Origin of the sequence: Syntrophomonas sp. UBA1041 (assembly GCF_002316705.1) — a bacterium.
Lineage (GTDB): Bacteria > Bacillota > Syntrophomonadia > Syntrophomonadales > Syntrophomonadaceae > DTU019.
This window is the reverse complement of the sequence record NZ_DCEA01000003.1, coordinates 86728-98986: the sequence shown is the minus strand read 5'-3', so window position 1 is coordinate 98986 and position 12259 is coordinate 86728. Positions and strand designations below refer to the sequence as shown.

Here is a 12259-nt window from a genome sequence, read left to right as displayed (position 1 = left end):
AATAGCCACTATTGTCGCTTCCTGCTTTAACAGGACGAGTAGGCTGGAATTTTGGCTTAAGCTGAACATTGCCAAACATTTCTGGCTTGTTTATAGTAGTTATAACCAAGGCAAGACTGACGAGTACATCATGGAAAAGGAGGACTGGGCGTGAAAATCGGGATTTTCACCGATAGTTACAAACCTTATACCAGCGGTGTAGTTACCTCGATCACCACCTTTAAAAAGGAATTAGAAAAATTAGGGCACCAGTTGTTTATATTTGCTCCCAATTATTCCAATTATGTGGAAACCGAAGAAGGGGTATACCGCTACTACTCTGTACCCGCGCCGACCAACCCTGATTTTACCCTGGCCATACCGGTGTTTCCGGGCATGAAATACCTCCTGCGCAAGCTGGATCTGGATATCATCCATGTTCACTCCCCATTTACCATGGGACGGGTGGGGCTGCACTATGCCCGGCGCCTTAATCTCCCTATCGTATTTACCTATCACACCCTCTATGACCAGTACATACACTACCTCCCCGTGGCCCAGGAGCTGGCCCGGGAAATGACCGTCAAGTTCAGCAATAATTTCTGCCGCCAGGTGGATCATCTCATCGTCCCCAGCTCAGAGGTGAGCAATATTCTCTCCAGTTATGACATCCCCACTCCCATCTCGGTGATCCCCACCGGAGTGCCGGTGCAGCTGTTCAAAGCGGTGAGCCGCAGGGAAAATATCTTGCGGGAGCGTTACGACATTCCCGCTGAGAATAAAATTCTGCTCAATGTGGGGCGACTCACCAAAGAGAAAAACCTGGAATTCCTCCTGGATGCTTTCGCCCGGGTGCATCGGCAAAAACCTCAGACCACTCTGGTGATAACCGCGCAGGGGCCTTTGGAAAGCGCCTTAAAACAGCAGGTGGCGGAGCTGGGCTTAAGTCTGGAGCGGGACGTTATCTTTACCGGGGCGGTTCCCTTTGAAACCCTGATTCAAGTTTACTACAGCGCCGACCTTTTCATATTCTCCTCCATGACCGAAACCCAGGGACTGGTATTAGTCGAAGCCATGGCCGCCGGTCTGCCGGTGGTAGCCATTAAGGCCTACGGGGTATTGGACATGGTGGATCATGGCATCAACGGGCTCTTAACCGCATGTGATCAGGAGGAATTCACCAGGGCCGTCCTGCGCATGCTTAACGATGACAAGGTTTATCAGTTTTTCCGGCACAATGCCCTGTTGAAGGCCGAGGAGATCTCCTCTCAGAACATGACCCTGGAGCTGGAAAAGGTCTATCAACAGCTGATAAATAAGAATGTTCACCGCCGCAGCCGGGTGTACGACTGGCTGTCCCGCATCGCGCCATAGGAGAGGCTGGCCTCTCCTCCCCCATGCCCTCCCAGTTTCGTTCGGGGTGGGTTTGTGTTACATTGTTAATGGGACAGCCCCACCCCAGATTGAGGAACATTTCAGAACGGGAATGAGACCACAAATGCTGCGGACCATCCTGGCTATAATAGCCGCCAAAATCATCATAAAGCTCAGCCGCCGCTTCGGCAATCAAGGCACGGTCATGGCCGGGCGGGTGGCGCGCCGGCTCGACCCCGGGATACTCAGAAAACTGGCCGGCCGGGTAGAGAAGCAGATCATCATCATTACCGGCACCAACGGTAAGACCACCACCAGCAACATGATCGCACAAATTCTTAACGCCGACGGCCATAAGATAGTTCACAACCGGGCCGGGGCCAATATGCTAAACGGCATCACCACCGCCTTTATCGGGGCCACCAACCTGACCGGCAGCAGAAGCTGGGATTATGCCCTGCTTGAAACCGACGAGGCCAATGTAGCCCCGCTGCTGAAAGAGGTGGATGCCGGAGTATTGCTGGTAACCAATTTTTTTCGCGACCAATTGGACCGTTACGGCGAACTCGATTATACCATCGGCTTAATCAAAGAGGGCGTGAAAGGCCGCCGCCTGCGGTTGTGGCTGAATGCGGACGATCCCTTGATGAGCAGTTTCCCGCAGGATACCGGACTGCCCTGCAGCTATTACGGTTTTGACGAAACCCCTTATGACACCCTGGAGAATCACAACAGCCGGGAGGGGCGCTATTGCATGCTGTGCGGGGAGGAGATCGAGTACCTGCGTTTTCATTTCGCGCAGCTCGGGGTTTTCCGCTGCCCCAAATGCGGCAACCAGAATCCGGAGCCCGATTTCGTAGCGACTGATCTGCAGCTTGATCAAGGCATTGCCATGAAAGTAAATGAAATCCCCATCAAGAGCCCTTACCAGGGATTCTATAACGCCTATAATCTTTTGGCCGCAGTGGCCTTGACCAGAGGCCTGGGGGTTAGGGATGCCGTCATACAGGAGGCCCTGGCCCGCTTCCAGCCCCAGGCGGGGCGCATGGAGCGCTTCAGCGTAGGAGAGCGGGAGGCCACCTTGATCCTGGTCAAAAACCCCACCGGATTCAATCAGAGCCTACAGGCCCTGCTGCAGGACGGCAGAAGCAAAAATCTGTTTCTGGCTTTGAATGACAATGCCGCCGACGGGCGCGATATCTCCTGGATCTGGGATGCCGATCTGGAGGTTTTGGCCGAACCCGGCGCCGGGATAACCATCCTGGTCTGTTCCGGGCTGCGCAGTGGAGATATGGCGGTCAGGGCGAAATACGCTGGAGTCGACAGCGGGGTTATAGAGATTGAGAGCGACCTGGAGGCCGGTATCAAGAAAACCCTCGGGGGTACAGGCCAGGTCGGCTACATTTTATCCACCTATACGGCCTTATTCCAATGCCGCAAAATACTTCTGGGTATGCAGAGCGAACCGTCTGTAAAAGCCGAACCCCGCCGGGCCTACCAGAAGTCCTGAACGGCTCGGGGAAAATCGTGAAGCCGCTGCGCAGATTCGGGCCAGCTCAGCAAGACTCAGCTCATCGAGCTGGGGTCCTTTTTCAAATCGGTGCGGGTTGATACTTCTCAAACCGTGGCCCTGCCCGGTCATATTCCGGCGGCCCGGATCGAGAACAACAGTACCTGAGGCTCCTAAAAGGTGCCGGCGGCACCGCAAAAGCGAAGTATTAGGAGAGAAACATGGCTCAATTCAACATCGCCCATTTGTATCCTGATTTGATGAACCTGTACGGCGACCGGGGCAATCTGATCTGCCTCAAAAAGCGCCTGGCGTGGCGCGGGCATGAATGCCGGATTCAGAGCGTGGGCCTGGGCCAGGCCATTGATTTCGACAATATGGACATGGTGTTCATGGGCGGCGGTTCTGACCGCGAACAGGGCCTGGTGTATGAGGACCTTATAACCCGGGCCGAGGCCTTCTTTGACGCCATCGAAGCGGGGCTGCCGGTCCTGTGCATCTGCGGGGCCTACCAGCTGCTGGGGGAGTCCTACATCGCAGCGGACGGGCAAAAACTGCAGGGATTGGGATTCTTCGACTTCATCACCCGGGGTTCGGAGCCGCGCCTGATCGGCAACATTTTGCTGGAAACGCAGCTCAATGGCCGTAATACCACGGTGGTTGGCTTCGAAAACCATGGCGGGCGCACCTATCTTGACGATCCCCGCCTGGAGGCCTTCGGCAGGGTCGTTAAAGGGTACGGCAATAACGGGCAGGACGGCAGCGAAGGCCTCAAATACCACAACCTCATCGGAACCTATCTGCATGGCCCCTTGTTGCCTAAAAACCCGGTTGTAGCCGATTTCTATATAAGCGCCATGGCAGAACGGCGCGGCCTCACCGCGACGATCACCCCGCTTTATGATAGCATTGAAAACTTCGCCCACCAGCAGGTCAAATACAAAATCCTCACATCATAGCCTGCCACCCATACCTGCCAGTTCCCGAATGCTGGTATATTCTGTATGCGGTAGGGAATACTAGCCACAAACAGAATTTATCAGAAGGGGAGTTGTCATCATCAAACAAGCAACAGCTGTCAAACCAAGCCCATTTCCGGCTGAACTCATACAGAACCGCCTTCGCCAGGTTACCAGCACCGGCAGTCCGCGGGTGGATAGAATCATGGCTTATCTTTTAGAGGGGAGCGGTAAAATGCTGCGCCCCCGTCTGGTGTATCATACCGCCGCCTTGAATGAGCATGACCCCATTGTGGTGCGTGATATTGCCGTGGCGGTAGAATTGATCCATCTGGCCTCACTGGTGCACGACGATGTGATCGACCATGCCCCCATACGGCGCGGGCGTGACAGCCTCAATGCCCGTTACGGCAATCAGGCCAGCGTTTTGGCCGGCGATTTCCTGTTTGCCACGGCTTTTCATCTCATCAACCGCCATCAGCAAAGCCGGGTCATGGAAAACATCACCCATACCATTCAGGTAATGTGTTCCGGGGAGATCATTCAAATGGGGCAGGCTTACGACCTGAATATCGGGTTGGATGAGTATTACGACAAGACGTATCGCAAGACCGCTTGTCTGTTCGCCTCCAGCTGCAAAATCGGCGCCTTGATCAGCCAGGCCGGCCCTGAGCAGGTCAAGCATCTGGAGCAGTTCGGGATGTGTTTGGGCTATGCTTATCAGATTATCGATGATGTGATGGATCTGGTGGCCGACAGCACCACCTTGGGTAAGCCGGTGGGAAACGATATCACCCAGGGCAATATCACCCTGCCGGTCATATTAACCATAAAAAACGAGCAATACGGCCAGCGGCTGACAGGCCTGCTGGAGCGGCGTTCCAGCATTGCCGCCAGTTTGGGAGAGATTATAAATATAGTCATCGAGAGCGGCTCTGTCGGGGAAGCTATCGAGCACGCCGGGGCCTTCCTGGAGCGCGGGCTGGAGCGCCTGGCGGAACTGCCTTCCGGCGAAAGCCTGGAAGAATTGAAGAGTACCTGTCTTAGTTTTATCGACAACTATCGCCCGGTATTGGGGCGTTATCATCCACCTATGGAAAGGCAGGCCTGAATATGACTGCTACCAAAACCGCCCGAAGTTCTGCCGGCATACGTCCCCGGCGCAAGGCTGCCCCGGGGCAGTCGGCTTTGCTCATACACCATATTCTGGTCTTACTCCCCCGGGTGCAAAAATTGCTGGCCGCCTGGCGGGTGGAGGCAGAACGCTGCCCGGATCCGGTCTTGCGCCAAATGGCTCTGGCCAGTCTGGAGCACAAGGCTTTTCATTGCCAGGGGGGCGCGGTTTTCGCCAGCTTAGCGCCCGGATATGAAAAAACCCTCTTGCGTATCATCGTGGCCTATCAGATCTTATGCGATTATCTGGACAATTTGTGCGACCGGGCCGGCAGCACCGATGGCCAGGCCTTCCGTCATCTGCACAACAGCTTATTGACGGCCTTGACCCCCGGCAGCGCCTGCGGCGACTACTACCTGTTCTATCCGTACAAGGAGGATGGCGGCTATATCAGCCAGCTGGTAGCCGAGTGCCAGACTCAGATCGAAACCCTCCCCAACTACTGGAGGGTGCAGGAGCGGCTCTGGGAACTGGCCAACTGGTACAGCGAATTGCAGGTGCGCAAACACCTGGACCCGGAGATCCGGGAAGAGCAGCTCATAAGCTGGGCCAGCCAGCAGGCCTCGCGTTATCCCGGGGTGCGCTGGCAGGAATTCGCCGCCGCCACCGGCTCTACCCTGGCTATATTTGCCCTGCTGGGCCTGGCCTGCCGGGAAGAACTGGACGACGCCAGCATGCACCGTACCTGGCAGGCCTACTTCCCATGGATCTGTGGATTGCACATCCTCTTGGACTACTTCATAGACCGCGAGGAAGACCGGCAGAGTGGCGATTTGAATTTTACTTTCTACTATCGGGATGAAGGGGAGATGCTGGAACGGCTCAAATTTTTTGTTTGCCAGGCCCATGACTGCGCGGCCAGCATGCCCAACCGGGCTTTTCACATCACGGTGGTGGAAGGGCTGTTAGGTCTTTACCTCTCTGATGCCAAAATTGCCGCCCAATCTTATCAAGACCTGGCCCAGAGCCTGCTCAACTGCTCCGGCCAGCGAGCCGTCAACACCTACCGCATCTGCCGCATGGTCCGCAAAGTCCTGTAATGGACCAGAAGGAAGCTTTCCTGGTGTCTTTTTTATTCGAAAATATATCAGCGTGCAAGCGGGGGGAAAGGGTTCTCTGCGGCATATCCTGCATAAGGGGTGTCCTCTTCTCAAAGTTTGGCAGCTAGGCTATAATATTGGCAGTAAAGGTTCTTTTATCCAGCAGGAAGCAGGTGAAGCGGTGCCCGCAGCGATTGCACAGCCGAACGGGGAAGACCCCAGCCATCCCATGCAAATCACCATTTTCAACTACAGTCCCGATTCTGTCACGGTTCAGCACCTGAAGGACGGTCAACTTGTCTGGCCGCCGGCGCAAGCGGGAATCACCTGGATACATATAAGCGGGCAGGTCACCTGGGAAATCCTTGAACAGTTGGCCGGGCATTATCAGCTTCACCCGTTGGCTATTGAGGATGTTACCCATCAGGGCCAGCGCAGCAAATTGGAGATGTATGATCAAAACCTCTTTTTGGCCATGTACGCCATGGATCACCAGACCCAGGAGCGGATGCAGGTCAGCATATTTGTGGGAGACAGCTATGTAATTACCATCGTCCCCCGCGAAAACCGTCTGTTTGAACCATTACAGGAACTCCTGCAGCACGGAAACAGCAATCTCCGCAAAAAAGGCAGCGACTTTTTGTGCTACAGCCTCTGTGACCGCATTATCGACAGTGTCTTTCCGGTGCTGGAAGAGGTGGGCAAAGAGGTTTTCGAAATGGAGGATCAGATATTTTCCATCACCCGCGAAGCCATCACCGCCAAACTGCATCATCTGCGGGTTCGCCTGGTGGAGTTGGAGCGCATCATCGCCGGCTCGCAGGAGGTCATCGAAGACATGCGCACCGGCGAGATACCCCTGATCCAGACCGGCACTCTGGTATACCTGCGCGACTGCTATGACCACACCTTGCAGCAACTGCACAGTACTGATTCCTACCGGCAAATCACCGCCAGCATCCTGGAATCCTACCTGTCGCTGGCTAACAACGAGATGAACGAGGTCATCAAGGTGCTGACGGTAGTGTCCACCATTTTTATCCCCCTGACCTTCATCACCGGTGTCTACGGCATGAATTTTGATTATATGCCGGAACTGGGGCACCGTTTCGGCTATATCGGGGCCTGGGTGCTGATGGCTGCCGTGGCGGGCGGTATGTTGTTGTATTACCGGCGTAGACGTTGGTTATAGGGTGCAGAGTAGGCGCACGCCCTATCGATTCAGGGCTGAAACATCATATTGAAAGACCGGGGCGGGTATCAAGCCGCATCCCGGCAGCGCGCAAGTGGATGCAAGCGGGACCGGTTCTTGACTTACGTCTGTTACCCAACCGGCCTGCTTAAGCGGAGCGAAAAGGTTGTAAAGGGCGGCAGCTATGCGGCAGCCTACCCTTAAAATACATATTGGGAAAGGAGCAAAAAATGGCTGACATCATCGATTATCAAATTTTCGGAGACGATATGCAGTTAGTGGAGATTGAGCTGGATCCGGGGGAAGGAGTTCGTGCTGAGGCCGGGGCCATGACCTACATGGACGCGGGCATACAGATGCAGACCGGAACCGGAGGCGGTATGTTCCAGGGCTTCAAGCGCATGCTCACCGGAGAGAGCTTCTTTATCACCACCTTCATGAACGGGGCTAAAGCCAAGCAAAGAGTAGCCTTCGGGGCCCCTTATCCGGGGAAAATCATCCCTATCGAACTGGGACAGCACAGCGGGCGTTTCATGTGCCAGAAAGACTCTTTTGTCTGCGCCGCCAGGGGGGTGGAGATTGAGATCGCCTTTACCAAAAGAATCGGGGCTGGCTTGTTTGGCGGAGAGGGCTTCATCCTGCAGCGCCTCAGAGGGGATGGCCTGGCTTTCGTACACGCCGGGGGCACACTGATTGAGAAAAGGCTGCAGTCTGGTGAAAAACTTAAAGTAGACACTGGCTGTCTGGCCGCTTTTGACGAATCGGTAGATTATAACATCGAGTTTGTGGGTGGGTTCAAAAATGCCCTGTTCGGCGGGGAAGGCCTCTTCATGGCCACTGTGACCGGACCGGGCCTGGTCTATCTGCAAAGCCTGCCCCTGTCCCGTCTGGCCGACCGTATAGTCGCCGCTTCAAGGGTGGGAGGTTCCCGGGAAGAGAACCGCGGCCTGGGCGGCATCCTCGGCAACATGATCTCCGGCGACTAAATTATCACACAAACGGTTCTTGACGCAAGCAGGTGATGGTGACAATGGGGGAGGTTCCTTTTTTGTCACCATCACCTGCTGTCACACGGTTGTCACACTATGCAGGAAATCCCCGATTATGACCATCCTCCTATTACAGGTTGTCTTAAGGGGCGGAGTTGGAAGATGAGAGATAAAGAGAGTACAAACGCTGAAAAAAGCGCTATATTTGAGCTGATATGGAACAATTGCACCGAAGCAATGGCAGTAGCCCGGATGATATTTGACGATAATGGCCGGCCCGTCGATTATACTGTCCTCGATATGAATTACTCCTATGAAAAACAATCCGGCCTCAGTAAAGAGCAGGTTTTGGGGCGCCGGGCCACGGCATTTTTGCCCAATATCGAATCGGCCTGGTTAGAAAAATTCGGAGAGGTGGTGCGATCCGGCCGCGGTCTGAAGTTTGAAGAGTATAACACCGCATTGGACCGCTGGTTTAACGTGCAGGCCTTTTCGCTCCATTCGGAAAACAAGTTTGTGGTTGTTTTCACCGATATAACCGATCCGTTAAGGAGGGAGCGGACCCTTAAGCAAAGCGAAGCCCGCCGGCGGGAACAAGAGACTCTGGCTTTTCAAGCTCAAATTCTGGCCAATGTCAAGGATGCCGTCATGGTTGTGGATGAAAACGGGCTCATCATCTACTGCAACCGGGCTTTTGAAGATTTATTCGGCTGGAAAGAGGATGAACTCCTGGGGCAGCGCTTTTATAGTTTTGTAAACAGCCATGTCGATGAAGGGGCACAAGCGGCCTACCATTATTTGTATGATTGGAAGATAGATTTCGAAACAATAGATGAGCAATTGGTAAACATAAAATGGTTTAGAAAGGATGGCCGGCCGATCGTCATCGATGTGAGCAGAACCGTTCTGACAGGGCCCGGCGGCGAATACAAAGGCATCATATCATCCATCCGGGACGCTACTCCACGTGTTCAGGCCGAGGAAGCCTTGCGGGAAAGCGAGAGAAAATACCGCGAACTGGTGCAAAACGCCCCGGCCGCCATTTGTCAAATTGACCTCCAACAACAGCGTTTTGTCTCCGTTAATGCTGTCATGTGTAAATTGACAGGATACCGCCGCGATGAATTGCTGAAGATGGCTCCCGTTGATATTCTGGGCGAGCAGGGCAGGGAAATTTTTCAACTCAGGGCCAGGCAGTGGCTGAACGGTGAAAAACCTGAGCCTATTGTGGATTGTTCAGTGAAGACCAAAGCCGGCCGGGAAATACTGGCCTCATTGCATGTTACCTATACCACCGACCAGGATGGCAAACCGCTGGGAGCAACGGTGATTGGCTATGATGTCACCGAGCGCAGACATGTTGAGAAAGAGTTACAAAAAGCCCATGACCATTTGGAAGCCAAAGTACAAGAACGCACCAGAGAGCTGTCCCTTGAACGGCAGCGGCTATTTGATGTCCTGGAGACACTGCCGGTAATAATATGCATTTTGACACCTGATCACCACGTTGCCTTTGCCAACCGGGCTTTTCGCAACAAATTCGGCGAGTCGGAGGGGCGGCACTGTTACGATTATATTTTTGGTCTCGACGAGCCCTGCGATTTCTGCCAGGCCTACCGCGTCTTAGAAACCGGCAAACCTCATTATTGGCGCTTAACCGCGCCCGATGGCAGCATCATTGACGCTTACGATTTGCCCTTCATAGACGTTGACGGTTCTCCGCTCATACTGGAGATTGATATCGACATCACTAAGCAAAAACAGGCCGAAGACGCTTTCCGCGCCTCGGAAGAACGCTTTCACAAGATATTTGACAATAACCCGGACATGATTGCCATCATACGGATGGCGGACGACACGTTTGTGGATGTGAACCACCGGCTGTTGGAAATCACCGGATATGAGCGGGAAGAAGTCTTGGGAAAGACCCCTGAAGAATTGGATTTTTATGGCGATGCCTTGGATGAGGCCAGATCCTATTTGGCAGAGCTGGTCGTGACAGGTGAAATCAGGATACCGGAATGGAAGTTATGGTCAAAAACAGGGAATGCAATTATCACATCAGTATCAACTGTAACCATGAATCTCAACGATGAGATTTGCCGGGTAGTTATAATGCGGGATATAACTAAAGAAAAATTGATGGAAACCGAAATCGCCCGCCTCGACCGGCTCAACATGATCGGGGAGATGGCGGCCGGCATCGGCCATGAAATAAGAAATCCCTTGACCGCAGTACGCGGATTTCTGCAGATGCTGGGGCATAGAAATGAGTATGAAAATGACCGGAGCTATTTCGAGCTTATGATAGAAGAGATTGACCGGGCCAATGCCATTATCAGCGAATACCTGGGCATGGCCAGGGATAAACGCGTTGATCTGCGGCTGCATTCACTGGATGATTTGATAACCACGTTATATCCGATGATCATGTCCGAGGCCAACCTGAGGGAGATGGCGGTTCATCTGGAGTTAAACCAGCCTCCTGCGGCCCTGATCGATCAGAACGAATTCCGCCAGCTGGTTTTAAATATGACCCGCAATGGTCTGGATGCGATGCCGCCCAGGGGAACTCTGACTATCGGCACCGGAACGGAAGGGGATCGAATTGTGTTGTATATCAGGGATGAGGGCTCCGGTTTACCCCCGGAGATACTGCACAAATTGGGAACGCCTTTTTTTACTACCAAAGATACCGGAACCGGACTAGGGCTGGCGGTGTGCTACAGCATCGCGGCCCGCCACCATGCCACCATCGATTATCAAACCAAATCTACCGGTACCACCTTTTACGTGAGGTTCCCCAAAGTATAGGCGCGCAAGTGGGGACGGGTGACAGATGGGGACCGACCCCATTTGTCACCGTCCCCATCTGTCACCCGTCCCACCATTCCTATCTACCCCACCCCTGCGCCAGGGGCAAGTCAAGAACCGTCCCGCTTGCATGAGTCGTTGCTACATTACATTATCTCTGAACAATTGCAGTGATGGCAGTGCTTTCCGTCTCGATTTCATCGACTTTATGGCCGTTTTCCACTTCAATATCAATAATCTCTACGGTATATTCGCAGATACCGAATAGGGAGTGGCAGTCATCATCACAGAAAGTAAAGCTGAACGGAAGCCTTTCAACATCATCAAATTCGAGTTCGTAAGTTTGCAGTATAGTGCAATGCCCGTCGCAAGTTCTCTTTAAGGCAATCACCAATTCGACTTCCTTATCATCCTCTACTTCAATGATGGTTGAAAAATCGATTTTCACGATGGGTCTGATACATGAAGACTTATCAACTGTGACTCTTGCAAGCAGGATGTTGGCAGAACCTTCGCGAACGTCCTTTAAGTTGATGTCAAAGGCCCTTCCGCAAACCAAGAATAAATGCGGCGATGCAGGAGTAGGACAAATCGGTACTCCACCGCTGGCTCTCGAGGTGGTAAAACAAACTCTCGGGGTACCGCCTGTTATGGTGTTGGCCAATACACTTGGACACGAACAGGTAGGACTCACACTGCTGGGACTCACGTGACATGCGCAGCTGTGGCACACTCTGCTGCTGAGCACATTGCTGTGACACACTCTGGTGTTAGCGGCTAAAACACGATTTCTTCTTTTGGACTTGTGACCGCGTTTAAATCTGGTCATTAATATATTCCTCCTTATTAGTTATTGGCAGTGAAGAGATATACTCCCTTGTTTAACATTTTATTCATATTGAAGAAACAGTGTTCCGGATACAGAGTCAAACTATTTTTATTTAGAGGTTTTTATGGTTCTGATTGTCATCGCTATAGCCAACCCGGGTACAGATTAAAACTATTTTTATTTAGAGGCGCCCCCGGATAGTAAGCGGCAGGCAGCGCTAACCAACAATGTAACGCTAACCCATAATAATGCAATTCCGAAGTTTATGTTCCACAAAGTTCTTTATATTATATAAGTAGACGCATACCCGAAAAGTTAATAATTAAGACCATCAACCAGTATTCGGGTAGAAGCGGTTCCGAAAAGTATTTAATTTGTACAGTTCCGGCACGTATCTTT

General features: G+C 52.9%; 9 protein-coding genes. 8 read left to right on the top strand and 1 reads right to left on the bottom strand.

Features of this window, described 5'->3' with window-relative positions; translation table 11 throughout:
* Positions 1-150 precede the first annotated feature (150 nt).
* From B2633_RS00980 to B2633_RS00945, 8 genes are all read left to right on the top strand, one after another.
* Positions 151-1353 (top strand): glycosyltransferase family 4 protein, encoded by a 1203-nt coding sequence (locus B2633_RS00980; protein ID WP_483168670.1) that lies wholly within the window; start codon positions 151-153, stop codon positions 1351-1353.
* A 124-nt stretch (positions 1354-1477) separates the two neighbouring features.
* The gene (locus B2633_RS00975) at positions 1478-2863 is read left to right on the top strand and encodes a MurT ligase domain-containing protein (RefSeq protein ID WP_483168669.1); all 1386 of its coding nucleotides are present in this window, start codon (positions 1478-1480) and stop codon (positions 2861-2863) included.
* Between the two features lie 221 nt (positions 2864-3084).
* Entirely contained in the window at positions 3085-3822 is a 738-nt protein-coding gene (locus B2633_RS00970) for a type 1 glutamine amidotransferase (RefSeq protein ID WP_483168667.1), read from the top strand.
* Positions 3823-4015: 193 nt separating this feature from the next.
* Entirely contained in the window at positions 4016-4933 is a 918-nt protein-coding gene (locus tag B2633_RS00965; RefSeq protein WP_481038314.1) for a polyprenyl synthetase family protein, read from the top strand.
* Between the two features lie 2 nt (positions 4934-4935).
* Positions 4936-6036, top strand: coding sequence for a tetraprenyl-beta-curcumene synthase family protein (locus B2633_RS00960; protein WP_483168666.1), 1101 nt, complete (start codon positions 4936-4938; stop codon positions 6034-6036).
* 181 nt (positions 6037-6217) lie between these two features.
* Positions 6218-7228, top strand: coding sequence for a magnesium/cobalt transporter CorA (corA, locus tag B2633_RS00955; RefSeq protein WP_483168665.1), 1011 nt, complete (start codon positions 6218-6220; stop codon positions 7226-7228).
* Positions 7229-7458: 230 nt separating this feature from the next.
* Complete coding sequence (locus B2633_RS00950) at positions 7459-8214, top strand: TIGR00266 family protein (protein ID WP_481038317.1); 756 nt, start codon at positions 7459-7461, stop codon at positions 8212-8214.
* Between the two features lie 165 nt (positions 8215-8379).
* Positions 8380-11031 (top strand): PAS domain-containing protein, encoded by a 2652-nt coding sequence (locus B2633_RS00945; RefSeq protein ID WP_483168664.1) that lies wholly within the window; start codon positions 8380-8382, stop codon positions 11029-11031.
* A 151-nt stretch (positions 11032-11182) separates the two neighbouring features.
* Here B2633_RS00945 and B2633_RS00940 read toward each other — a convergent pair whose 3' ends face one another.
* Complete coding sequence (locus B2633_RS00940; RefSeq protein ID WP_483168662.1) at positions 11183-11860, bottom strand: DUF4489 domain-containing protein; 678 nt, start codon at positions 11858-11860, stop codon at positions 11183-11185.
* Between the last annotated feature and the right edge of the window lie 399 nt (positions 11861-12259).